This is a genomic window from Pantoea sp. V106_11 (assembly GCF_029967885.1).
Classification (GTDB): Bacteria; Pseudomonadota; Gammaproteobacteria; order Enterobacterales; family Enterobacteriaceae; genus Pantoea; species Pantoea ananatis.
The window spans coordinates 1-25,509 of sequence record NZ_JASCAK010000025.1 but is presented as its reverse complement, the minus strand read 5'-3'; the positions used below and the strand labels follow the sequence as shown (position 1 = coordinate 25,509).

The following is a 25,509-nucleotide window of genomic DNA, read 5'->3' as shown; positions in this document are numbered from 1 at the left end:
ATACCTGTCATTTATCTCAGCGCCTAACGGCAGCGCGGACAGAAAAGGATTAACACTGGCGCAACGCCAGGCAGTGCGTTAGTCTCTGACCCGATTGTCGGCATGATGCCAGTTTTCATGGAATTCTCGATACCGCGTATGAAAAAACATATACCTACTCTGCTGGCCACCATGATCGGCGCAGCCATTAGCCAGCAAGCCTTCGCCGATGATTTAATGTCGCAGTGTATGTTAGGCGTGCCGAGCTACAATCGCCCCCTGGTTAACGGCGATCCTAATCAGCTGCCCGTTACTATTCACTCGGATTCCCTGAAAGGCAACTATCCTGACGATGCGGTCTTCACAGGCGATGTGGATGTGCAGCAGGGTAACAGCCGCATGCTGGCAGATGAAGTACAGCTTCACCAACGCCAGCCTGAAGGTCAGACCGTTCCCGTTCGTACCGTCGATGCGCTAGGTAATGTGCACTACGATGATAATCAGGTCATCCTGAAAGGTCCGAAAGCCTGGTCAAATCTGAATACCAAAGATACCAACGTCTGGAACGGCGATTATCAGATGGTAGGCCGTCAGGGCCGTGGAACGGGCGATCAGATGAAGCTGCGCGGTGAAAACCGTTACACCATCATGGAAAACGGCACCTTCACTTCCTGTCTGCCCGGCAGCAACAGCTGGAGCGTCGCGGGTTCTGAGATCATTCAGGATCGTCAGGAAGAAGTGGCTGAAATCTGGAATGCGCGCTTTAAACTGGGTTCCGTTCCGGTGTTTTACAGCCCCTATCTGCAATTGCCATTGGGCGATCGTCGCCGTTCCGGTTTTCTGATCCCCAATGCTAAATACGGCAGCAGCAACGGTTTTGAGTTCATTCTGCCCTACTACTGGAACATCGCGCCGCAGGCCGATGCGACCATTACGCCGCATTACATGAGTAATCGCGGGCTGCAATTACAGAATGAGTTCCGTTATCTGACACAGGCTGGCGCAGGCATCGTTGAGTTTGACTATCTGGCCTCAGATAAACAGTATGACAACGACAAAGCTGCACGCGGCATTGCCCAAAATGACAGTTCGGACCGTTGGTTATTTTACTGGCGTCACTCTGGTGTTTACGACCAACACTGGCGTTTCAGTGCTGACTACACCAAAGTCAGCGATCAGTATTATTTTAACGATCTGACCTCGCCTTACTATAGTTCGACAGATGGTTACGCCTCGCAAAAATTCAGCGTGGGCTATGCGGATACCAACTGGGACGCAACGCTGTCGACCAAAGATTTCCAGATTTTTGGCAACACGAGCAACAGCAACGTCTATCGCGCCTTCCCGCAACTGGATCTGAACTGGTACCAGAACGATGTGGGTCCGTTCGACACCCGCATCTATGCGCAGGCCGTCAAGTTTACCAACGTCAACAGCAACTATCCTGAAACCACGCGTTTACATGTTGAGCCCACGATTAATCTGCCGTTGTCCAACGGTTGGGCCAGTCTGGATACCGAAGCGAAGTTTCTGGCGACGCACTATCAGCAGAAAGATGTTGATTACTACAACACGAATTTTGCGCCAACCAGTACAAGCAGTGGCGTGCTGAAAGACTCTGTTAACCGGACTTTGCCACAGTTTAAAGTTGACGGTCGTATGGTGTTTGACCGCGATATGGACTGGGCGCAGGGCTACACGCAGACGCTGGAACCCCGGGTTCAGTACCTGTATATCCCGTATCGTAACCAGAGTGATATCTACCCTTACGACTCCACTCTGCTGCAAACCGACTATACCGGCCTGTTCCGCGATCGTTCATACAGCGGCCTGGATCGCATCGCTTCGGCCAACCAGGTTGCCACCGGTGTCACTACGCGAATTTATGATACCGATTTGGTTGAACGTTTTAACGTTTCTGTAGGTCAAATCTATTCGTTCACGCCTTCTCGTACGGGTGTTAACCAGGTCAATAAAGAAGACGATACCGGTAGTCTTCTGTGGGCGGGTGACAGCTACTGGAAGATAAGTGACCGTTGGGGCGTGCGCGGCGGGCTGCAGTACGATACCCGCCTGAATAACGTGGCACAGGGAAATACCGTGCTGGAATACCGCCGTGATGCTGACCGTATGGTGCAGTTGAGCTACCGTTACAGTAGCCCGGAGTATGTTGCTTCTGCGCTGAACGACAGTTCACTGGTGAATAACCCGATTTATAAAAACGGGATTTCACAGGTCGGTACGACGGCGAGCTGGCCGATTCATGATGCCTGGTCGGTGGTTGGCGCGTATTACTATGATACGCGTAATAATCGTCCTGCATCACAGTTGGTTGGCCTGCAGTACAGCTCTTGTTGCTACGCAATTCGTCTGGGATATGAGCGCAAAATCAACGGTTGGGAAAACAACGACAGTAAGTATGACAACCAAATCTCATTCAACATTGAGTTACGTGGCCTGAGCTCAAATTATGGCCTGGGAACCGGCCAGATGCTGAGTCAGGGTATCATCCCTTATCAGCGTGCATTCTGATGTTGTGATGTTTGACAGGCAATCCCGCAGTGCGGAACCAATAATGGATAAAGTATGAAGAACTGGAGAATGCTGATTCTTGGTGTGGCGCTCAGTGCCAACACCGCGTTCGCAGCACCACAAGTGGTTGATAAAGTTGCAGCTGTAGTGAATAACGGCGTGGTCCTCGAGAGTGACGTGGACAGCATGATGAGCACCGTTAAATCTCAGGCGAAGCAGGCAGGTCAACAGTTGCCTGATGATAAGACGTTGCGCCATCAGATCCTCGAACGTGAGATCATGGACGCGATCATCCTGCAGTTAGGTGATAAAGCCGGTTTACAGATTACCGATCAGCAACTGGATCAGGCTATTCAGAATATCGCCGCGCAAAACCGCATGAGCGTTGATCAGCTGAGAAGCCGCCTGGCTTACGACGGGATGAACTACAACACCTATCGTGCTCAGATCCGTAAAGAGATGCTGATCTCTGAAGTGCGTAATAATGAAGTCCGCCGTCGTGTCACTATCCTGCCGCAGGAAGTCGATACGCTGGCGCAGCAGGTTGGCGCTCAGAATACGCAGGGCACTGAAATGAATATCAGTCATATCCTGCTGCCTCTGCCGGAAAACCCTACGCAGCAGCAGGTTGACGATCAGGAGAAGCTGGCAAAACAGCTGATAACGGAACTGAAAGGTGGCGCAGACTTTGGCAAGCTGGCCGTGACCTACTCCGCCGATTCTCAGGCGCTGAAGGGCGGCAACATGGGCTGGGCAAAAATCGAAGAGCTGCCTACCCTGTTTGCTCAGGCGCTGACCACAGCGAAGAAGGGCGACATTGTTGGCCCTATCCGTTCAGGTGTGGGTTTCCATATCCTGAAGGTGAACGATCTGCGCGGCGAGAGCAAAAACGTCTCTGTTACCGAAGTGCATGCGCGCCACATTCTGCTGAAGCCGTCTCCGATCATGACTGACGATCAGGCTCGCGCTAAGCTGGAACAGATTGCTGCCGACATTCGCAGTGGCAAGACGACCTTTGCCGCGGCCGCCAAACAGTTCTCCGACGATCCGGGTTCGGCTAATCAGGGCGGCGATCTGGGCTGGACCTCACCAGAAGTGTTTGACCCGGCATTCCGCGATGCGCTGCTGCGTCTGAAAAAAGGCGAAACCAGTCAGCCGGTCCACTCCTCTTTTGGCTGGCATCTGATTCAGCTGCTGGATACGCGTCAGGTGGATAAAACCGATGCAGCCCAGAAAGAGCGCGCTTACCGTATGCTGTTTAATCGTAAGTTTGCGGAAGAAGCGCAAACCTGGATGCAGGAACAGCGCGCCGGCGCTTACGTGAAAATCCTGGATAACAATGCGCAGTGATTTTCGTGTGGTGATCACGCCCGGCGAACCCGCCGGGATTGGTCCCGATCTTGCCGTTCAACTGGCTCAGCGAGCCTGGCCTGTTGAACTGGTTGTGTGTGCTTCTCCCCAGCTGTTGCTGCAACGTGCCGCTCAGCTGGGTTTGCCGTTGACGCTGCGCGTTTACGACGCCGCAGGCGAACCCGAACCGCAACAGGCTGGCACGCTCACCGTTCTCCCCGTTGAAATACCGCAGCCGGTCACGCCCGGCACGCTATGCGTCGCCAACAGCCACTATGTGCTGGAAACCCTGGCACGCGCCTGCGACGGATGTTTATCCGGGGAGTTTTCTGCCTTAATTACTGGCCCCGTTCACAAGGGCGTGATTAACGACGCGGGCATTCCGTTTACCGGGCATACCGAATTTTTTGCCGAGCGCGCGGGCGCGCAGCGCGTGGTGATGATGCTGGCCACCGAGCAACTGCGTGTCGCGCTTGCCACTACGCATCTGCCGTTAAAAGATGTTGCTGGTGCCGTCACCCGCGATTGTCTGCATGAAGTCATCACCATTCTGCATCAGGATCTCAAGCATAAGTTTGCCATTGCTCAGCCGCATATTTTTGTCTGCGGACTGAATCCCCATGCCGGAGAAGGCGGTCACATGGGGCGGGAAGAGATAGACACGATCATCCCGGCACTCAATGCGCTGCGCGAGCAAGGCATTCAACTCACCGGTCCGCTGCCTGCGGATACACTGTTCCAGCCCAAATATCTGCAACATGCCGATGCGGTGCTGGCGATGTATCACGATCAGGGGTTACCGGTGCTTAAATTTCAGGGATTTGGTCGGGCGGTTAATATTACCCTCGGCCTGCCGTTTATCCGTACCTCAGTCGACCACGGCACCGCGCTTGAATTAGCCGGGTTGGGTCAGGCTGACGCGGGCAGCTTTATCACGGCGCTTAACCTCGCCATCACTATGATCAAGAGCAGTAATGAATAATCGCGTCCATCAGGGGCACTACGCCCGTAAACGTTTCGGGCAAAACTTCCTGAACGATCAATATATTATCGACAGCATCGTCTCCGCCATCCATCCACAGCGCGATCAGGCAATAGTGGAAATCGGTCCGGGTTTGGGTGCACTTACTGAACCCGTGGGCGAACGCCTGGACAGTTTAACCGTGGTGGAGTTAGATCGCGATCTGGCTGCACGCCTGCAAACTCATCCGTTTTTAGGGCCCAAGCTGACGATTTTCCAGCAGGACGCCATGACGTTTGACTTCGCTGCGCTGGCCAAAGAGAAAGGCCAGCCGCTGCGGGTCTTCGGTAACCTGCCATATAATATTTCGACCCCGCTGATGTTCCATCTGTTCAGCTATACTGGTTCGATTAAAGATATGCACTTCATGCTGCAGAAAGAGGTGGTTAATCGTCTGGTTGCGGGTCCCGGCAGCAAAGCCTATGGTCGTCTGAGCGTAATGGCTCAGTACTATTGTCAGGTGATTCCGGTGCTGGAAGTGCCGCCGCACTCTTTTACCCCGCCCCCGAAGGTGGACTCGGCGGTTGTGCGGTTAGTCCCTTACATGAAACCGCCTCATCCGGTCAAAGACGTGCGTATTCTGAGCCGCATTACCACTGAAGCATTCGGTCAACGCCGCAAAACGCTGCGTAACAGCCTGAGCCATATGGTCGTTGCTGGCGCACTGGATGAGCTGGAAATCGACACCAGCCTGCGTGCCGAAAATGTTTCGGTCGCGCAGTATTGCCAGTTAGCAAACTGGCTGGCAGATCATCTGGATCAACCCCAGGAGTAACCCATGAGTGAACCGGCCCGCGTATCGCTGCACGTACAAAGTCTGTATGTCGCCTCACAGTCCTCACCGGAAGATGAGCGCTATGTCTTTGCTTATACCGTCACGATTCGCAACGTAGGCCGGTCCTCAGTGCAACTGCTCCGACGCTACTGGCTCATCACTAACGGCAACGGCCGTGAGACGGAAGTTCAGGGTGAAGGCGTCATAGGCGAACAGCCGCATATTGCACCGGGAAACGAATATCAATACACCAGCGGTGCTGTTCTTGAAACCCCGATGGGCACCATGCAAGGTCACTATGTGATGGTCGATGAGCAAGGCGATGAATTCCACGTCGAGATCCCGGTATTCCGCCTCGCGATTCAAACCCACATCCATTGATACTGGCGCCCTTCGCCCGCCTGGCGGGCGACTGTCTGAGTTGGATAATCCTCTATGAATACTTACCTGATTGGCGACGTTCACGGTTGTTATGATGAATTACGTGCTCTGCTGAACCAGGTTAATTACGATCCCAGTCAGGATACCTTATGGCTGACGGGTGACCTGGTGGCGCGGGGGCCCGGCTCGCTGGAGGTTCTGCGCTACGTAAAGTCATTGGGTGACAGCGTCCGTCTGGTGCTGGGTAATCACGATCTGCATTTGCTGGCCGTTTATGCCGGAATCAGTCGTAATAAACCCAAAGATCGCCTGACACCGCTGCTGGAAGCGGAAGATGCCGATGACCTGATTAACTGGCTGCGTCGCCAGCCGTTGCTGCAGGTCGATGAAGAGAAAAAGCTGGTGATGGGCCATGCCGGCATTACGCCTCAGTGGGATCTGGATACAGCACAACAGTGCGCACGCGAAGTGGAAGCCGTGCTGTCTAGCGACAGTTACCCACTGTTTCTTGACGCGATGTACGGCGACATGCCGAATAACTGGAATGAATCCCTGACCGGCCTGGCCCGCCTGCGCTTCTCGACCAACGCACTAACCCGTATGCGTTTCTGCTTTCCTAACGGTCAGCTAGACATGATCTGTAAGGATGCGCCGGAATCCGCCCCGCCGCCGTTAAAACCCTGGTTCATGATTGAAGGCCCGGTCGCACGCGATCACACCATTGTTTTCGGTCACTGGGCGTCGCTGGAAGGGAAAGGCACGCCAGAGGGCATTATCGGTCTGGATACCGGCTGCTGCTGGGGCGGGAACCTGACGCTCCTGCACTGGGAAACCCAACGCTACTATGTTCAGCCATCGAACCGTCAGTTGTCCGTACCGGACGATCTTACTCCACCATCCTCAACCCGCTAACGCGCAGCCATAAAAAAACGCCTTGTCACAACAAGGCGTTCTTTACTACGCGTAAATTAACGGCGGCGTTCGAGGATCTCAAAGCAGTAACTGTGCGAGTTCTGCTCATCGGCATCATGAAACTCACTGAACGTGGAGTGCCACTCATCCGGCTCGTAATCCGGGAACTGTGTATCGCCTTCCACTTCCGCATCAATGTGCGTCAGATAAAGACGGTCGGCGCGCGCCAGCATCTGCTCATAGATGCGGCCGCCGCCAATGACCATGATCTCTTCAGCCTCACCCGCCGCACTGATGGCGTCGTCCAGCGAAGTTACCCAGGTTACGCCTTCGGCACTGCCCGGCTTGCTGCTGACCACAATGTTGAGCCGGCCAGGCAATGGACGACCAATAGATTCAAAGGTCAGTCTGCCCATAATAACTGGCTTTTTCAGTGTGTTGCGCTTAAACCACGCCAGGTCTGCAGGCAGGTCCCACGGCATGGCGTTTTCCATTCCAATAATGCGATCTGCTGCTAATGCCGCGATAAGACTAATCATGTTAAAAGGCTCGCTGAAAAAAACAGGCGCCATGATACGTAAAGGTTAAACCTTCGTCGATAGCAGGAAGGTGCTTATTGCATAAAGCGGCATTGCCACCATGTTTCAGACGTTGTACAGGGTTTTACTCCATAAGAAGGGCAAGTCCACCGCAAAAGTCGCCAGATAATGGCGTCACCTCGCTATAAATCATGATAATAAAAACGGCTCCCTGGGGAGCCGTTGTGCGTCATCAGAAATCGTAGCGGAAACGAACCAGGTTCATATCGCCCTGATTGTCCGTACTGGAAGTGAAGACATGTTCGTAATCCACACGGAAACCGTAGTCCAGGAATAACGTTACGCCCAGGCCATTGTCAATGCGCTGGTAGTTGCGGCCATTCACGTATTCTAAACGGTCGCCCATCACATAAGGCTGAACGGCTTTAACACCATATTGCGCCACCGGGATTTTGTATCCGGCGTAATATTCGATGCCCCAGGCATCGTCCGCAAAATAGTTATTCACGTTGCGCTGTTTGGTCGTCAGGAAGTTTTGATACCAGCCACCGCCTGCTGACAGTGTCCAGTTACCCGGCGTCCAGCTCAGTGCCGTGCCAAAAATGTTTTGGTCGTACTCTTTATTGTTGCCCGTGACCGGATCACGCATGCTGGCGCGGGTGTAGTTCCAGGCCGTGCCCCATGCCAGCGTTGGCGTAATGTTGTAATTCACACCCAGCGAACCGCCGCCCTGACGCTTATAGCGCAGTCCATTGCCCGGCAAATATTCGTTATCGCTAAACAGGTAAGAGGCATAAAGATCAACTGCACCATAACTGTTTTTGTATTTCAGCTGCTTACGAGAACGGTATGAACCGTCGTAATCACCGTTAATGCCGTTACCCGGTGCCTGGGCCAGCATGTCGTAATCCCAGATATCCGTCTTGGCACCCACAACGTCGTAATAAACGCTGTTCTGCTGACCGAAGGTCAACTGGCCCCAGGTTTTACTTTTCAGGCCGGTATAGAGCTGGCGGCGCGTGGTTTCATGCGCCCCTTCAGCGTAGTGATTATCCCAGTTGAATACGGCCGGAATGTTAACGCCCAGCTCGTAGTAGCTGGTCCAACTGATATCGTCGAACAGGTAGTAATCCGCGCTAAAGCGGAAACGTGAACCACCGTCAAAGCCATTACGCTTATAGGATTTATCATTCACGCCGGTTTGATGGTTAAACTGAGGACGAATACTGCCACCGAATTTAAAATCGAGACGGCTAAGGGGATCGCCTGCTTGTGGGTCTTGTTTGAGAAGAGTGATTTCAGCCTGGCTGGAAAAAGACGCCAGAGCCAGGAGTGCAGCCACTGCACTCAGTGAAAAAGAACGCGCTTTCATTGTTATAACTATCCTGTTTACGCTCTAATAATGAGCGAGCCGGATATTACAGCGGTCAATGTCAGCCTGGTAGTTTTTTGTATTATAGATTTGTGCGAATGAGCAGATTGGGCATGATTGGCTAAAAATTAAATCAAATTTATTTGAGATTGCTGCCGCTTACCCCAGTATGAACGGGTTGATACAGCGCCAGTGGGCCGCATCAGCAGCCTGACTGAGAATGCGTTACATCGCCGGTCTTCCCTCTGGCTGTGAGCCGTATTTAGTTTGCCCCTGGCAGATCGACCAGCACTTTTTCGATTAACGCGACGATGCCTCTAACCCTGGGAGGGATAAAGCGCGCATCCGGGAAAACGGCATACACAAAGCGATCGGGATAGCGATACGCTGGCAACACCCTCATCAGCGAGCCGGATTTCAACGCCTCAGTTGCAAGGGGTAATTGCATACCGCCTACACCGATTCCCGCCTGCAACGCCTGTAATAACCCTTCACTGCTATTGGCCCTGAAGGCTGTCTTTACGGCCAGTTCTACGGTTTCATCGCCCCTGACAAGCCGCAATGGCGCAGACTCGGCAATGCTGCTGAAACGCACGTGCGGTTGGCACATCAATGCATCCAGTGAATTGAGCGGCGGGAAATCCGGTGATGCGAAAAGCGGTGTTTCAATACGCGCGATTTTCCGTGCCGGATACACTTCCGGCGCATCCTGAGTAAGGCGGAACGCCACATCCACGCCTTCTCTGGCCAGGTCGGATATCCTGTCATCAAGCGAGAGCGTCAGATGCAAACCCGGATTCGCTTTTTGCAATCCGAGCAGATGAGGAAGAAACAAACGCCCTAATCCGCCCGGGAGTTGAACGTTTATCTTGCCCTGCCATTGCTGTGCGGCAGGGGATAGCTGGTTCTCGACCGCCTGCATTGCCTCAAGTATGGGCTGCATCTTACGCCGGTAATATTCTCCTTGCGCTGTCAGTACCCTCACCCGCGTCGTCCTGTGCAGCAGCACTACGCCGAGTTCAGCCTCAAGCGCGGCGATCTGCTGGCTGACCGCAGACTGTTTGATATTCAACTGGCGTGCTGCCTCAGAAAAAGACCCCGCCTCAGCCACGCGTAAAAACGTTCGAATGGCATTGAGCTTGTTATTCATTTACGCATTTCTCTTATAAGTGACATCAGCGTTCGGGGATACCGACAAAAAACAATTTATAGCAGGCTGTCTGCAACCAAACTGGAGGACAAAAAATGTCACAGAAGCCTCAATCTAAAGTCGCACTGGTTGCGGGTGCAAGCGGTATTGTCGGCAGCAAACTGGTTAAAACGCTGTTGCAGAATGAATGGCAGGTTATTGGATTGTCTCGCGCAGGAGGCGCTCACCGGGGCACGGTGCCGTTTGTTAACGTCGATCTGCTCAATGAAAAAGACACTGCGCGCGCCCTCAAGCCCCTTCGGCACGTTACCCACATTTTTTACAGCGCGTGGCTTAATGCCGCGAGCTGGCGGGAAATGGTTGAACCCAACGTCACTATGTTACGTAACCTGGTCACTCAGGTTGAGAACGTGGCTCCGCTGGAAACGGTGAGCCTGATGCAGGGCTACAAAATTTACGGCGCTCATCTTGGCCCGTTCAAAACCCCCGCCAGAGAAAGCGATGCCGCTATTCCCGGCGCCGAATTCAATACGGCGCAACAGGACTGGCTGTGCCGCTTTCAGCATCATAAAACCTGGCACTGGCATGCACTTCGTCCTGGCGTTGTCGGCAGCGCGTTAACCGGCAATACCATGAATCTTGCGCTGAGTATCGCGATATACGCTTCACTGTGCAAAGCGCAAAATCTGCCCCTGCGCTTTCCAGGGTCGCAGCGCACCTGGCACAGCATTATCGATCACACCGATGATAGCTTATTGTCTGCCGCCACCCTGTGGGCATCGACCGCATCCTCCGCCAGGAATCAGGCATTTAACATCAATAACGGTGATATCTGGCGATGGTGTGAGCTCTGGCCCCTCATTGCAGGCTGGTTTGAACTGGAGACGGCGCCCCCGGTTGCGTTGTCATTTCAGCAGCTTTTCGGCGATTACCGCAGGACATGGCATGCCCTGGCGGAAAAAAAACAGCTGGTTGAGGCTGATATCATGAGGCTGAGTGACGGTCAGTTCGCCGATTTTGTCTTTAGCTGGGATTACGATATGTTTGGTGATGGCAGCAAACTGAGGCGGGCAGGGTTTACCGAATTTTGCGCCACGGATGAGATGTTTATCCGCCTGTTTACTCAGTTCAGGATGGCGAACATTATTCCCTGAGGCATGCAGCGAGCCATTTTCCCCTGCCGCAGCGCTGGCAGGGGAGCATTGATCAATCGCGCTTCGCAGGCAAAAGCCGCCCACGGGAGCGGAAAAACAGGGCCATCAGGCACCTGGTCGAATCACGCTAAACTGGCTTCACGACGCAGAGGTATGTCAACGCGCCGACAGAACGGATCAATCAGATGATGACCCGGCCGTTATTAACCGAATGGCACCAGCGGTTTTTATAGTCTCCGGACATCGAACCGTAGGAGTAATGAAGAGGAAGCTGCTTTTCTGCTGCTTCCTGATACAAGGCTGTCAGGTTCTTCCACATCAGCATTGTCCCCACCGCGCCAGCATTGCTGTCTATCCGGTAGCCAATATTAATAAAATCAACGAACATCCCGGCACTGCTCGAGACAGAAAGCAGGAGCTGCAGTGCAACAGGTTCATTATGCAGGAACATCATATAGCCTTTGAAACAGGGCTGAAACTCCCGGAAAAACGCTTTATTAATGGCCCTCTCCGCGATGGCCTGATTGCGTCTCGCCTGATAGAGAATCTCAAACACCTCAAAAATATGTTCCCCGTCAAGCTGGCTGACATTGAGAAAACTCCCCCCGTCATTGAGAAACTTTCTGAGCTCTCTCTCCCGTGTCGAGACCGTTTTACGGGAAAAGTCGGCGACAGGGCTCTTGGTAAAAGCGGCATGGCTCTTACTAAACAGGCTATAGGAGGTATTGAGGAAGCGATGACGCTGCAAATGATGTAGCGACTTGCACCGGAAAGGTAAAAGCACCTTTTTCGACGCCTCGTTGCAAAACGGCACATAGACAGAGGTTGAGGGAGCCAGTAGCGCGGGAAGCGAACGCTGCCGATGTCTGCCATCGTTGGCAAGCCAGCCCTTTTCAACGCAGACGCTCCCCATCGTTTTCCCTTTCCTTTGATAAGAATAAAAGTCAAAGGACTGCCCACATCGCATTTTAAAGGCAATAAATTCCGGTGCGGACTCGCAGTTATAACCAAAATGATTACAGGCTCTTTGATAATCCTCAAAAGAGCACTGCCCCCATCTGAAAAACTTGGGAATAAACATGTCAGGCGCTAACTCTTAATCAAGCATGTAAACTTCAGAGAAGCGAATGGGTTCTCTGGATATGTAAACCATGAAAAATACAGGGTATTTTAAAGATAAGCGCTGCGGCTGAACAGGTGATTATCGAGCACTGTAAGCAGTAATGCGGGTTTGTTTAAAATCGGTTGAGCAACGATCAAATAGCGAAAATACAGTAGAACGTTAAGAAACAGATCGTAAATAATTAAAAATATTAATGCATATTTAAACATCAAGGCATCAATATTTAAAAAACCTATTTAATTAAAGTCTGTTTACTCAGAAACGTTCATGAGCCTGAAAAGAATATTAAAAAAATACCGGTTTATTCGAAATGTCGCGCTGACCTGAGAATCGCTGCCCAGAAACAGGGTTCATCCCGTTCCGTTGGGAACAGACTGCTTTCTGACCAACCCCAGACTCACCAACCATTCTAAAGGCGATGCCCTTTTTTACAGGCGGCGCTTGCCGCAGGCAGGTACAGCCTCCACGCTGCCCGCTAAGACAGAAACGCACTCAGCGGAGGGTGATCTGTACCCGTGCCTGTAGAACCGCTCAGTTCAGGCCCGATCTCTCAAAAAAAAGCCCCTGCGAGGAGCGTTAAGCCAGCACACTGGCAAATCGTCCCACCGCAGGGGCTATTACCGCCACTCAGCCAGCGCTATTTGTGCGCAAGGATCTGCGCATGCATTTCCTGTACTGAAATCACTTTTTCAGTCGGGTCGGCGTTTAGCGCCATGGCCGTTGCAAAACCCCCGTTTAGCGTAGTGTCGTAATGAACTTTGTATTGCAGCGCACTACGACGAATCAGCTTGGAGTCTTCAATAGCCTGGCGGCCTGCCGTGGTATTCACGATGTAGGCATATTCGCCGTTTTTCAGCCGGTCCTGAATATGTGGACGACCTTCGTGAACCTTGTTAACCAGGCGAGGATTAATGCCCGCTTCCCCCAACACCACGGCGGTGCCATGAGTGGCATCCAGCTCAAAGCCAAACTTCTGCAACTTCGCGGCCAGGTCAACGATACGTTTCTTATCGCCCTCACGGACCGACAGCAGCGCGCGTCCGGTTTTCTTCATGTTGCTTTGCGCACCCAGCATCGCTTTGGCAAAGGCCTCTGCAAAGGTACGGCCCACGCCCATGACTTCACCGGTTGAGCGCATTTCTGGCCCCAGAATGGGGTCAACGCCCTGGAACTTGTTAAACGGCAGCACCACTTCCTTGACAGAGTAGTAAGGCGGAATCACCTCTTCGGTGACGCCCTGCTCTGCCAGCGTTTTGCCTGCCATCACGCGTGCGGCGACTTTCGCCAGCGGTACGCCCGTCGCTTTTGACACAAAAGGAACGGTACGCGCAGCACGTGGGTTAACTTCAATCAGGTAGACTTCATTGTCTTTCACCGCGAACTGCACGTTCATTAAGCCGCGAACGTTCAACTCAAACGCCAGCTTTTCAACCTGCTGACGCATTACGTTTTGAATATCCTGGCTCAGCGTGTAGGCCGGCAGAGAACAGGCCGAGTCACCTGAGTGAACGCCTGCCTGCTCAATGTGCTCCATGATGCCGCCGATCAGTACACGCTCACCATCACAGATGGCATCCACATCGACTTCTACAGCATCGTCAAGGAAGCGATCCAGCAAAACCGGCGCATCGTTAGAAACCGACACCGCCGTCTGGAAATAACGCTTCAGGTCTATTTCGTCGTAGACGATTTCCATCGCACGTCCGCCCAGCACGTACGAGGGACGGACCACCAGCGGATAACCAATCCCGGCAGCTTTTTCTACCGCCTGCTCCAGGGTGGCAACGGTGGCGTTGGCAGGCTGCTTCAGGTTCAGGCGGTCAACGGCCTGCTGGAAGCGTTCGCGGTCTTCTGCCCGATCAATCGCATCCGGGCTGGTCCCGATGACCGGTACGCCAGCGGCTTCCAGTGCACGAGCCAGTTTCAGCGGCGTCTGACCACCGTACTGCACAATCACCCCTTTCGGTTTTTCGATGCGGACGATCTCCAGCACGTCTTCAAGCGTTACCGGCTCGAAGTAAAGGCGATCAGAGGTGTCATAATCCGTGGAGACGGTTTCCGGGTTACAGTTCACCATGATGGTTTCGAAACCGTCTTCGCGCAGCGCCAGTGCCGCATGAACACAACAGTAGTCAAACTCAATGCCCTGGCCGATACGGTTTGGTCCACCACCCAGTACCATGATCTTGTCACGATCCTGGTTAGGATTCGCTTCGCACTCTTCCTCATAGGTAGAGTACATATAGGCTGTATCGGTCGAGAATTCTGCCGCGCAGGTATCCACCCGCTTGTAAACCGGATGCAGATTGTGATGCTGACGTAGCTTACGAATTTCACCTTCTGCCACGCCCACCAGTGAGGCCAGGCGCGCATCGGCAAAACCTTTGCGCTTCAGCGTGCGCAGGAAATCGGCGTTCAGCCCGTTCACGCCTTCGCGCGCTACCTGCTCTTCAAGACGAACCAGCTCTTCAATCTGCACCAGGAACCAGCGGTCAATATTGGTGAGATTGAATACGCCGTCCACCGACATCCCCGCACGGAAGGCATCGGCGATGTACCAGATCCGATCGGAACCGGCATCTTTCAGCTCACGACGGATACGGGTTAAGGCTTCCGCATCGTCAAGGTGGACTTTCGGATCAAAACCATTCGCGCCAACCTCCAGGCCGCGCAGCGCTTTCTGCACCGACTCCTGGAAGGTGCGACCAATCGCCATGACTTCGCCCACTGACTTCATCTGCGTGGTCAGACGGTCATTCGCACCAGCAAACTTTTCAAAGTTGAAGCGAGGAATTTTTGTGACGACGTAATCGATTGAAGGCTCAAACGAGGCAGGCGTCCGTCCACCGGTAATGTCGTTCATCAGCTCATCGAGCGTAAAGCCAACCGCCAGCTTTGCCGCCACTTTCGCGATCGGGAAGCCGGTTGCTTTGGAGGCCAGCGCCGAGGAACGTGACACGCGCGGGTTCATCTCGATCACGATCAGACGACCATTTTTCGGGTTCACCGCAAACTGTACGTTGGAGCCGCCGGTTTCCACACCAATCTCACGCAGCACCGCCAGCGAGGCGTTACGCATAATCTGGTACTCTTTGTCGGTCAGCGTCTGCGCGGGCGCAACCGTGATGGAGTCGCCCGTGTGGATCCCCATGGCATCAAAGTTTTCAATTGAGCAGACAATGATGCAGTTGTCGTTTTTGTCACGCACCACTTCCATCTCATACTCTTTCCAGCCAATCAGCGATTCGTCAATTAACAGCTCGTTGGTTGGGGAAAGGTCGAGGCCGCGTTCACAGATCTCTTCAAACTCTTCGCGGTTATACGCGATACCGCCGCCGGTGCCGCCCATGGTAAAAGACGGACGGATAATGCAGGGAAAGCCCACATCGGCCGCCACTGCCAGCGCTTCATCCATGGTATGCGCGATACCGGAGCGCGCGGTATCCAGACCGATGCTTTTCATCGCCACGTCAAAACGACGACGGTCTTCTGCTTTATCAATAGCGTCTGCGGTTGCACCAATCATGGTGACGCCGAATTCTTCCAGCACGCCCTGACGCTCCAGCTCCAGCGCACAGTTCAACGCCGTCTGGCCGCCCATGGTGGGCAGCACCGCATCCGGGCGCTCTTTTTCAATGATTTTACGTACCACTTCCCAGTGAATCGGCTCAATGTAGGTTGCATCGGCCATTTCCGGGTCGGTCATAATGGTGGCCGGGTTGGAGTTCACCAGAATGACGCGGTAACCCTCTTCACGCAGGGCTTTACACGCCTGTGCACCGGAATAGTCGAATTCGCAGGCCTGACCGATCACAATCGGACCGGCACCAAGAATCAGGATGGATTTTATGTCTGTACGTTTTGGCATGATTAGCTCCTGATTACTTTGCTTTCGAACGGAATGCGTCAATCAACTCAATAAAGTGGTCAAACAGCGGTGCAGCATCACCCGGTCCCGGGCTGGCTTCCGGATGGCCCTGGAAGCTAAACGCAGGCTTATCGGTGCGGTGGATGCCCTGCACCGTCTTATCGAACAGGGAGATATGCGTCACACGCAGGTTCGCAGGCAGATTCGCCTCATCCACCGCGAAGCCGTGGTTCTGCGCCGTGATCATGACGCGGTTGTTGTCCAAATCTTTAACTGGATGGTTGCCGCCGTGGTGGCCCAGCTTCATTTTGACCGTTTTCGCGCCGCTGGCCAGGGCCAGCAGTTGGTGGCCCAGGCAAATACCAAACACCGGGATATCGGTTTTCAGGAAGGCCTGAATCGCCTCAATAGCATAATCGCAGGGCTCAGGATCGCCAGGGCCGTTAGAGAGGAAGATACCGTCCGGATTCATCGCCAGGACCGTTTCTGCTGGCGTTTTGGCCGGCACCACTGTCAGGCGGCAGCCGCGGTCCACCAGCATACGCAGGATGTTGCGTTTCGCGCCGTAATCATAAGCGACGACGTGGTAAGGCAGTGCTTCTGCCTGTTTCTGTTCTGGCAAATCCCCTTCCAGTGTCCAGCTCCCCTGCTGCCAGGCATAGGTTTCAGCCGTCGTCACTTCCTTTGCCAGATCCATGCCTTTCAGGCCAGGGAAAGCCTGCGCTTTTTGTAAGGCCAGAGCCGCATCCAGATTATCGCCTGCAATAATGCAGCCGTTCTGCGCACCCTTTTCCCGTAACAGTCGCGTCAGCTTGCGCGTATCAATATCGGCAATCGCCACGATGTTATTGCGCTGCAGATAAGCCGATAAGCTTTCTTCGCTACGGTAGTTGCTGGCAATCAGCGGCAGGTCACGAATGACCAGGCCCTGCGCATGGATTTGACTGGATTCTTCATCGGCGGCGTTAGCACCAACATTGCCGATATGGGGATAAGTGAGAGTAACAATCTGGCGGGAATAGGAGGGATCAGTGAGGATTTCTTGATAACCGGTCATTGACGTATTGAAAACGACTTCCCCCACTGCCGACCCTGTAGCCCCGATGGCCCGACCGTGGAATTGGGTTCCGTCTTCCAGAACCAAGAGCGCTGACTTAATCAAAACATCCTCCAGGGAATAAACAGTCACAATATCTGCATATTAATTCAAAATAGTGATCTGAATCAATGCAAAAACTGCCTGAGTGGTCAATTTTTGGCAAATTGCGCGCATTCTAATGATCGTCCTGATACTTGTCCACCCTGAAGCAACATTTTTAACATCTTTTCAGGCTCAGAGCGAAAATGAAGAGGATAAGCGTTAAAAACAGGGGTAAACACAGCCGAATAAACGTTTGCCTATCGCACTCGATGTTTATTCCGGGAAAACCACCTGCTAATTTTGACCAAATGGTCAAAATTAGCAGGTTTACTGAGAAGCGAAAGGAAGAAAAACCCAACTTTCATTCATCACAATGAAAAAACAGGTCAAAGTGACTATTTTTTAGATAAAATTAAGGGCAATTAAAAAATTGCCCTTCTCAATCAAGTTATTAGCGATTGAAATCACCACATCACACAGGTAAAAATCATTACAAACTTGATAAATCCAGCACGTCACGCATATCGTAAAGCCCGGTTTTATTCTCACTCACCCAAATGGCAGCCTTTACGGCGCCATTGGCAAAGGTCATGCGACTGGACGCCTTGTGCGTTATCTCTATGCGTTCCCCTTCGTCGGCAAATAACGCGGTATGCTCTCCGACAATGTCTCCTGCCCGCACAGTGGCAAAACCAATGGTATTCGCTTTGCGCTCACCGGTATGGCCCTCACGGCTGTAAACGGCATGTTCATCCAGTTTCCAGTCCATCGCCTCTGCAATCGCCTCGCCCATCGCCAGCGCCGTGCCGGAGGGCGCATCCACCTTGTGGCGATGATGCGCTTCAATAATTTCAATATCCGCATAATCGCCCATCACTTTGGCGGCTTTCTCCAGCAGCTTCAGGACCAGATTAACGCCTACGCTAAAGTTAGCGGCAAACACAATGCCAATATCCGCCGCCGCGTCGCGAATCGCTGCTTTACCGGCGTCATCAAAGCCTGTCGTACCGATGATCATGGCTTTGCGGTGCTCACGACAGATGGCAAGGTATTCCAGCGTTCCTTCCGGGCGGGTGAAATCAATCACGACGTCAAAATCATCGACGACGGCGCGTAAGTCATCTCTCAGGGTAACGCCAGCGTGGCCGATACCGGCCAGTTCACCTGCGTCACTGCCGATCAACGAGGATCCCGGTCGGGCTAACGCTGCGCCCAGCTCAACGCCTTCCAGCTGAGCAACCGCCTGAATCAGATTGCGCCCCATGCGCCCCGGCGCGCCCACGATGGCAATGCGGATATTCTTCATATTTATTCATTCCTAAAACAAATCTATGCATGCAAGCGCAATCAGGTTAACCATGAGATAACAACTGCGCCACTCTTTCTCGGGGATAATAAGAATTTTTATGCCAGGTGGGGCGGATTATCAGTAAAAGCAATTTCCGCCGCCGCCGCCCGGTCTGAAAAGCAAAAAGGCCGAACAGAGTCGGCCTTTTCATTGCTTAACGTGTGCGGATTACTGCACGTTGCGGACGTCAACCCGCAACTCTTTGGGCACTTCAAACACAATGTTTTCTTCCCGCCCTTCCAGCACTCTCGCTTCACCACCGCCCAAGGCCTGCAGGCGACTAATCACGTTCTGAACCAGAATATCGGGAGCCGAAGCGCCCGCCGTTACGCCAACACAATCGACAGAAACCACCCACTCAGGCTGAATGTCCGCCGCATCATCAATCAGATACGCCGCTTTGCCCATGCGCTGGGCCAGTTCGGCCAGGCGATTGGAGTTAGAGGAGTTTTTCGATCCGACTACCAGTACCACATCGGCCTGCTCGGCCATCGCCCGTACGGCTTCCTGACGGTTGGTGGTGGCATAACAAATATCATCTTTACGTGGGCCCACGATTTTCGGGAAGCGAGCGCGCAGCGCATCAATCACTTCCGACGTGTCATCCACCGACAGCGTCGTCTGGGTCATAAAGGACAGGCGGTTGTCATCTTTAACGTCCAGCTTCCAGACGTCCTCCGGCGACTCCACCAGATACATCCCACCTTTAGGGTTGTTGTACTGCCCCATGGTGCCTTCCACTTCCGGATGGCCCGCGTGGCCAATCAGCACCGATTCTTCACCCCGACGGCTGGCGCGGGCCACTTCCATATGCACCTTGGTCACCAGCGGGCAGGTGGCATCAAAGACGGTGAGATCACGCCCTTTTGCTTCATTGCGTACCGCCTGCGAGACGCCGTGGGCAGAGAAAATCAGGATAGCGCCATCAGGCACTTCCGCGATCTGCTCAATAAAGATCGCGCCGCGCTGGCGCAGGCTGTCCACCACGTAGCGGTTATGAACCACTTCGTGCCGGACGTACACCGGCGCACCAAACAGCGTTAGTGCGTTTTCAACAATGCTGATGGCGCGATCTACACCTGCACAAAAACCCCGTGGATTAGCCAGCAGAATTTGCATTGTTCGCCTCCAGTACCGGATCGATATCCAGCACTTCAATATCAAACTGAACGCGGTGGCCTGCCAGCGGATGGTTGAAATCCACGGTGATTGAATCACCGGAAATTTCCCGAATCACGCCCGGCATTTCACTACCGCCCATTCCGGTAAACAGCATGATGGCGCCAATCTCAGGCTCTCCCGTGTCAATAAAATCACGGCGGGAAAAGTACTGGATAAGATCGGGGCTGACGCTACCAAACGCGTCTTCTGGTGCCAGCGTGAATTGATGCTTTTCACCCGGCGTCAATCCCAACAGTGCCTGCTCCAGCGCGCCGGACAGGCTACCGTCGCCGAGACGAAACAGCGCAGGTTTACCGTTGGCACGAGTGGATTCCGCCACTGAGCCGTCTTCCAGCTTCATGACGAAATGCAACAATACCGCGCTGTCGCCCTGTACAGACTCAGTCATGGTTTACCCTTTTTTAACCTGCTTGCTGGAAGGATTGAAAAAGCCCTCCAGCACCACCAACGCGGCCCCGATACAGATGCCGCAGTCAGCGATATTAAATGTAGCAAAGTGCCAGTTACCGACGTAGAAATCGATAAAATCTACCACAAAGCCATGATACGAACGGTCAAACAGATTGCCCACTGCGCCGCCAATGATTAAGGCATAGGCGATATTGGCGATCTTCTGACTGGCGCTGTTGCGGTACATCATGACCAGTAACGACACCACGATCGCCAGGGCAATGCCGGCAAAGAACCAGCGCTGCCAGCCGCCTTTATCCGCGAGGAAGCTGAACGCCGCGCCATAGTTATGCGCATAGAACAGGTTAAGGAACGGCATCAGCGGCTGCGTTTCATGCAGCATCATGTTGTTCATGACCCACTGCTTGCTGACGAAATCAACAACGATAACAACCAGCACCAGCCACAGCCAGCGCAATCCGGTGGAGAAAACAGGTCTACTCATCAGGCAAACTTACGCTCTTCGCCGTTGCCGGCTACGTTGGTGTAACAGCGACCGCACACCGCAGCGTGCTCCGGATTCTGACCGACGTCAGTCGTGTAGTGCCAGCAGCGCGGGCATTTCTCGCCTTCTGCTTTATGCAGGCCGATTTTCAGCCCTTTTACCAGTTCGCTCTGCTGCGCTTCAGCCTCTGCCTCTGCGTAATCAGCGACCTGAGCACCGGAGGTCAACAGCACAAAACGCAGTTCGTTACCTAACGCCTGCAGTTTCGTCGCCAGGTCCGCATCGGCATACAGAGTAACGGACGCTTCCAGCGCGCCACCGATACGTTTGTCGCTACGCGCCTGCTCGATCACCTTGTTCACTTCACCACGTACTTTCAGCAGTTCTGCCCAGTACGCATCGTTCAGCGCTTCGTTTTCTGGCAGACCAAACAGGCCGGTATACCACTCTTCAGTGAAGACATACTTCGCCCGATCGCCTGGCAGATAGCCCCAGATTTCGTCGGCCGTGAAAGACATGATCGGTGCCATCCAGCGTACCAGCGCTTCAACAATGTGCCACAGCGCTGACTGGCAGCTACGGCGGGCCAGGCTGTCGCCTTTCGCGGTGTACTGACGATCTTTAATGATATCCAGGTAGAATGAGCCCATCTCGATGGAGCAGAACTGCATCAGGCGCTGAATCACTTCGTGGAAATCGTAGTGCTCGTAAGAGGCGATGATATCCGCCTGTGCCGCCTGCGCACGTCCTACCGCCCAGCGATCGACCACCACCATCTCTTCCGGTTTAACCAGATCGGTGGCCGGGTTAAAGCCGCTCAGGTTGGCTAACAGGAAGCGCGCGGTGTTACGAATACGACGATAGGCATCCGCAGAGCGTTTCAGGATTTCATCGGATACCGCCATCTCACCCGAGTAATCGGTAGAAGCAACCCACAGGCGCAGAATGTCCGCACCCAGCTTGTCCATGACATCCTGGGGTGCAACGGTATTGCCGATGGATTTGGACATCTTGCGGCCCTGACCATCGACGGTAAAGCCGTGCGTCAGTACCTGGCGATAAGGCGCTTTGCCTTTCATCGCGGTCGAGATCATCAGCGACGACATAAACCAGCCACGATGCTGATCGGAACCTTCCAGATACATATCCGGTGTATTGCCACCAAATTCCGGGCGGGCATCCACGACCGAATAGCTGGTGGAACCTGAGTCAAACCAGACGTCCAGCGTGTCCGGCACCTTCACGTAGTGGTCGGCATCGTCGCCCATCAGATCGCGCGGATCGAGATCCCACCATGCCTGGATGCCATCCTGCTCAACGCGCTGCGCCACTTTTTCCATCAGCGCCAGGGTATCCGGATGCAGGGCTTCGGTTTCTTTGTGTACGAACAGCGCCATTGGCACGCCCCAGGTACGCTGGCGGGAAATACACCAGTCAGGCCGGTTGGCAACCATGGACTCAATGCGCGCCTGACCCCAGTCCGGGATCCACTGCACGCCTTTGATCTCCTGCAATGACTGAGCACGCAGGCCTTTCTGATCCATGCTGATAAACCACTGCGGCGTGGCACGGAAGATAATCGGGGTTTTATGGCGCCAGCAGTGTGGGTAGCTGTGCAGCAGTTTTTCAACGTGCAGCAATGCGCCTTTCTCTTTCAGCAGCTCAACGATCATATCATTGGCTTTAAAGACGTTAACGCCGTCGAGTCCCGGATACGTACCCGGCAGGTAGGCACCATCAGGGCCGACCGGGTTAGCCGTTTCCAGACCATATTTCTGACCAATCACGTAGTCATCCGGGCCGTGGCCTGGCGCGGTATGAACAGCCCCCGTACCGGCATCCAGCGTGACGTGCTCACCTAATACGACTTTGGACTGGATCTGCTCAAGCAGAGGATGCTGGAACAGCTGCAATTCCAGGGCCGCGCCCTGACATTCGCCCAGCACGGTCCAGTCGCTGACGCCCGCGCGTTTCATGACGCTCTCAACCAGATCTTTTGCCAGGATCAGGCTACGTCCTGCAATCTGCACCAGCTGATAGGTGAACTCGGGATGCAGTGAAATACCGCGGTTAGCCGGAATGGTCCACGGGGTGGTCGTCCAGATCACCAGCGAAACCGGGCCTTCTGAGGCGGTCACACCGAAGGCTGCGCGCGCCCTGTCCGCATCAACGGCATTGAACATCACATCGATGGAGGGGGAGGTTTTGTCGTAGTATTCCACTTCGGCTTCCGCCAGAGCAGAACGGCAATCCATGCACCAGTGCACCGGCTTGGCGCCTTTGTGCAAATGGCCATTGCCGATGATTTTACCCAGCGCACGGATGATATTGGCTTCGGTGGTGAAGTCCATGGTGAGGTAAGGACGATCCCAGTCGCCCAGCACGCCCAGGCGAATAAAGTCGGCTTTCTGCCCTTCAACCTGTTCGGCGGCATACTGACGGCAGGCGGCGCGGAATTCGGCGGCGCTGACTTTTTCGCCCGGCTTGCCGATCATCTGCTCAACTTTATGCTCGATAGGCAAACCGTGACAGTCCCAGCCTGGCACATACGGCGAGTCGTAACCTGCCATGCCTTTAGACTTCACAATAATGTCTTTCAGAATCTTGTTAACAGAGTGACCAATATGAATGCTGCCGTTCGCATAAGGAGGGCCATCATGCAGGATAAAGGTTTTTTTCCCTTTCTTGGCTTCGCGGATGATGCCGTACAGGTTGTCATCATACCAACGTTGCAGCATTCCCGGTTCGCGCTTGGCCAGATCGCCACGCATGGGGAACCCCGTTTCCGGCAAATTCAGGGTTGATTTATAGTCACTCATCAGATTCTCGATTCCGTTTTTCGCTCAGGTTACAGACCAAAAAATTGTCGGGCCGTTACCGTATCTTTCGCAATTTGCTCTTTCAACGCATCCAGTGAAGCAAAGCGCTGCTCGTTTCGTATTTTCTGCTTCAACACCACATCAATGTGGCGACCATAGAGATCCATATTGATGTCCAACAGGTGAACTTCAAGCTGTTGGCGCAAACCTTTTACCGTCGGGCGGGTGCCGATATTGGCAACGCCAGCCAGGGGTTGTGGCCCCAGCCCATGGACTTCCACCGCATAAACGCCTTTAACCGGCGACACGCAGCGGCGTAAAGGAAGATTAGCCGTAGGGAACCCCAGCGTGCGTCCGAGTGCATCACCGTGCACGACGCGCCCAGAGATACTGAAAGGATGGCCCAGCAGTGACTGCGCCAGCGCTAAGTTGTCCTCGGCCAGTGCCTGACGTACCGCCGTGCTGCTGATGCGCTTACCGCCGTCACAAAAGGTTTCTGTGCTGACCACATCAAAGCCATACTGGGCGCCGGCTTTCTGTAATAGCAGGAAATCCCCCTGGCGACCAGCGCCAAAGCGGAAATCATCCCCGACGGCAAGATAGTTCACGCCCAGCTTGTTCACCAGCAGTTCGCTGATAAAACTCTGCGCCGACAACGCGGCAAAGCGATGGTCAAAACGCACGCACAGCACGGAGTCCACGCCGATTTCTGCCAGATATTTTAGCTTCTCTCGCAAGCGAGTGAGCCTGGCGGGTGCGCTTTCGCCCGCAAACAGTTCAAGCGGCTGGGGTTCAAACACCATCACCATCACTGGCAGGTTACGTTTCCGTCCCTCTTCCAGCAACCGCCCCATCAGCGCCTGATGACCGCGGTGCACACCATCGAAATTACCAATGGTCAAAACGCAGCCGTGATGCTGCGCGTTAAGATTATGAATACCGCGGATAAACTTCATGGCTGACTCAAACCGGTGGAAATCGGCGGATTATACCCTCGAAAGCCGCCAAGGTTAACCCGTGAACACGCCTTTCATGCGTTACAGGCCGTATTTACTGCCTTGCAAAGCCGCTGAGAGAATTTTGTTGCGAAATACTGTATTCAGGGAGCGGAAGCTGGTAGAATCTTGCGCCATCAAATACGTAACCGAGTGTCATACAGGTTATCACTTGTAAACGACGCTTATTTGCACAAATCCATTGACAACAGAAGGTCCAAAAGGCATAGTCCTCGGCCTTTGATTTGTCTCTATCGAACATATTTGGGAGTTGGACCTTGGCTAATATCAAATCAGCTAAGAAACGTGCCGTAACATCTGAGAAACGTCGCAAGCATAACGCAAGCCGTCGCTCTATGATGCGTACCTTCGTTAAGAAAGTATACGCGGCGATCGCTTCAGGCGACAAAGCTGCTGCGCAGAACGCATTTAATGAAATGCAACCAATTGTGGACCGTCAGGCTGCTAAAGGTCTGATCCACAAAAACAAAGCTGCACGTTATAAAGCAAACCTGACTGCACAGATCAACAAACTGGCTTAATCGCCATTTGTTCATCGCTTTGTTGAAAGAACCGGCGCTAAGCCGGTTTTTTTATGCCTGCTGTTTAGCGCCGCCAGGCGACTGTCTCTTCCTGACTTTATCTTCCAGCCCTGCCCTGCCAGACAACCCAACGCCTCTGCACTGCTCTCAACCAGCCGAACAATGCTGCCCCAGGTTCAGGCTCGTAGCGCTCCGGACAGCCTCTCTCACGAGCCCTCCTTCGGGTTATCAGGTCCAGGGTGAACAGAAAAGGTCAATCACGGCGTCCTTGCGAGTTCAGACCGGCCGCAGAGTAACGCGATAACAGCCAGTCAACGCGCGATGTCATCGTGGGTCACAGGCCATATTGAGATGTTGAGATGTTGAGATGTTGAGATGTTGAGATGTTGAGATGTTGAGATGTTGAGATGTTGAGATGTTGAGATGTTGAG

The 25,509-nt window shown here is 53.6% G+C and carries 20 protein-coding genes; 8 read left to right on the top strand and 12 right to left on the bottom strand.

Going from position 1 to position 25,509, the window contains the following annotated elements; genetic code table 11:
- Window positions 1–138 precede the first annotated feature (138 nt).
- Genes lptD through apaH form a run of 6 tightly spaced genes read left to right on the top strand, consistent with a single transcriptional unit; the run spans window position 139 to window position 6,950 of the window.
- Window positions 139–2,511 (top strand): LPS assembly protein LptD, encoded by a 2,373-nt coding sequence (gene lptD / locus QLG08_RS08405; protein WP_022622261.1) that lies wholly within the window; start codon window positions 139–141, stop codon window positions 2,509–2,511.
- A 54-nt stretch (window positions 2,512–2,565) separates the two neighbouring features.
- Window positions 2,566–3,861 carry a peptidylprolyl isomerase SurA gene (gene surA, locus QLG08_RS08400; RefSeq protein WP_013024579.1) on the top strand — a complete coding sequence of 432 codons (1,296 nt, stop codon included), beginning with the start codon at window positions 2,566–2,568 and terminating at the stop codon, window positions 3,859–3,861.
- Window positions 3,851–4,843 (top strand): 4-hydroxythreonine-4-phosphate dehydrogenase PdxA, encoded by a 993-nt coding sequence (pdxA, locus tag QLG08_RS08395; protein WP_013024578.1) that lies wholly within the window; start codon window positions 3,851–3,853, stop codon window positions 4,841–4,843. The genes surA and pdxA overlap by 11 nt, the downstream gene beginning before the upstream one ends.
- Window positions 4,836–5,657 carry a 16S rRNA (adenine(1518)-N(6)/adenine(1519)-N(6))-dimethyltransferase RsmA gene (rsmA, locus tag QLG08_RS08390; protein ID WP_022622263.1) on the top strand — a complete coding sequence of 274 codons (822 nt, stop codon included), beginning with the start codon at window positions 4,836–4,838 and terminating at the stop codon, window positions 5,655–5,657. The genes pdxA and rsmA overlap by 8 nt, the downstream gene beginning before the upstream one ends.
- A gap of 3 nt (window positions 5,658–5,660) precedes the next feature.
- Window positions 5,661–6,038 (top strand): Co2+/Mg2+ efflux protein ApaG, encoded by a 378-nt coding sequence (gene apaG, locus QLG08_RS08385; protein ID WP_013024576.1) that lies wholly within the window; start codon window positions 5,661–5,663, stop codon window positions 6,036–6,038.
- Window positions 6,039–6,092: 54 nt separating this feature from the next.
- Window positions 6,093–6,950, top strand: a complete 858-nt coding sequence (gene apaH, locus QLG08_RS08380) for a bis(5'-nucleosyl)-tetraphosphatase (symmetrical) ApaH (RefSeq protein ID WP_022622264.1) — start codon at window positions 6,093–6,095, stop codon at window positions 6,948–6,950.
- A gap of 56 nt (window positions 6,951–7,006) precedes the next feature.
- Here apaH and folA read toward each other — a convergent pair whose 3' ends face one another.
- The 3 genes from folA to QLG08_RS08365 form a co-directional block, all read right to left on the bottom strand.
- The gene (gene folA / locus QLG08_RS08375) at window positions 7,007–7,489 is read right to left on the bottom strand and encodes a type 3 dihydrofolate reductase (RefSeq protein ID WP_024472273.1); all 483 of its coding nucleotides are present in this window, start codon (window positions 7,487–7,489) and stop codon (window positions 7,007–7,009) included.
- 232 nt (window positions 7,490–7,721) lie between these two features.
- A complete protein-coding gene (locus QLG08_RS08370) occupies window positions 7,722–8,861 on the bottom strand; it encodes a porin (RefSeq protein ID WP_013024573.1) in 1,140 nt (379 codons plus the stop codon).
- A gap of 262 nt (window positions 8,862–9,123) precedes the next feature.
- Window positions 9,124–10,011 carry a LysR family transcriptional regulator gene (locus QLG08_RS08365; RefSeq protein WP_013024572.1) on the bottom strand — a complete coding sequence of 296 codons (888 nt, stop codon included), beginning with the start codon at window positions 10,009–10,011 and terminating at the stop codon, window positions 9,124–9,126.
- 95 nt (window positions 10,012–10,106) lie between these two features.
- Between QLG08_RS08365 and QLG08_RS08360 the strand changes: the two genes are divergently transcribed.
- A complete protein-coding gene (locus QLG08_RS08360; protein WP_013024571.1) occupies window positions 10,107–11,165 on the top strand; it encodes an SDR family oxidoreductase in 1,059 nt (352 codons plus the stop codon).
- Window positions 11,166–11,346: 181 nt separating this feature from the next.
- Here QLG08_RS08360 and QLG08_RS08355 read toward each other — a convergent pair whose 3' ends face one another.
- The 9 genes from QLG08_RS08355 to ribF form a co-directional block, all read right to left on the bottom strand.
- Window positions 11,347–12,078, bottom strand: coding sequence for a Mig-14 family protein (locus QLG08_RS08355; RefSeq protein WP_015700978.1), 732 nt, complete (start codon window positions 12,076–12,078; stop codon window positions 11,347–11,349).
- 847 nt (window positions 12,079–12,925) lie between these two features.
- Window positions 12,926–16,156 carry a carbamoyl-phosphate synthase large subunit gene (gene carB / locus QLG08_RS08350; RefSeq protein ID WP_014592889.1) on the bottom strand — a complete coding sequence of 1,077 codons (3,231 nt, stop codon included), beginning with the start codon at window positions 16,154–16,156 and terminating at the stop codon, window positions 12,926–12,928.
- A 13-nt stretch (window positions 16,157–16,169) separates the two neighbouring features.
- Window positions 16,170–17,318 (bottom strand): glutamine-hydrolyzing carbamoyl-phosphate synthase small subunit, encoded by a 1,149-nt coding sequence (carA, locus tag QLG08_RS08345; RefSeq protein ID WP_014606611.1) that lies wholly within the window; start codon window positions 17,316–17,318, stop codon window positions 16,170–16,172.
- A 469-nt stretch (window positions 17,319–17,787) separates the two neighbouring features.
- Window positions 17,788–18,603, bottom strand: a complete 816-nt coding sequence (dapB, locus tag QLG08_RS08340; RefSeq protein ID WP_019106403.1) for a 4-hydroxy-tetrahydrodipicolinate reductase — start codon at window positions 18,601–18,603, stop codon at window positions 17,788–17,790.
- A gap of 210 nt (window positions 18,604–18,813) precedes the next feature.
- On the bottom strand, window positions 18,814–19,764 hold the full coding sequence (gene ispH / locus QLG08_RS08335) for a 4-hydroxy-3-methylbut-2-enyl diphosphate reductase (protein ID WP_014592886.1): 951 nt from the start codon (window positions 19,762–19,764) through the stop codon (window positions 18,814–18,816).
- Complete coding sequence (fkpB, locus tag QLG08_RS08330) at window positions 19,745–20,215, bottom strand: FKBP-type peptidyl-prolyl cis-trans isomerase (protein ID WP_014592885.1); 471 nt, start codon at window positions 20,213–20,215, stop codon at window positions 19,745–19,747. The genes ispH and fkpB overlap by 20 nt, the downstream gene beginning before the upstream one ends.
- A gap of 3 nt (window positions 20,216–20,218) precedes the next feature.
- Entirely contained in the window at window positions 20,219–20,722 is a 504-nt protein-coding gene (lspA, locus tag QLG08_RS08325) for a signal peptidase II (protein ID WP_013024564.1), read from the bottom strand.
- Complete coding sequence (gene ileS / locus QLG08_RS08320; RefSeq protein WP_013024563.1) at window positions 20,722–23,541, bottom strand: isoleucine--tRNA ligase; 2,820 nt, start codon at window positions 23,539–23,541, stop codon at window positions 20,722–20,724. The genes lspA and ileS overlap by 1 nt, the downstream gene beginning before the upstream one ends.
- Before the next feature lie 29 nt (window positions 23,542–23,570).
- Window positions 23,571–24,497 carry a bifunctional riboflavin kinase/FAD synthetase gene (gene ribF, locus QLG08_RS08315; RefSeq protein ID WP_282472884.1) on the bottom strand — a complete coding sequence of 309 codons (927 nt, stop codon included), beginning with the start codon at window positions 24,495–24,497 and terminating at the stop codon, window positions 23,571–23,573.
- Between the two features lie 317 nt (window positions 24,498–24,814).
- Between ribF and rpsT the strand changes: the two genes are divergently transcribed.
- Entirely contained in the window at window positions 24,815–25,078 is a 264-nt protein-coding gene (gene rpsT, locus QLG08_RS08310) for a 30S ribosomal protein S20 (RefSeq protein ID WP_006117633.1), read from the top strand.
- Window positions 25,079–25,509: the final 431 nt, after the last annotated feature.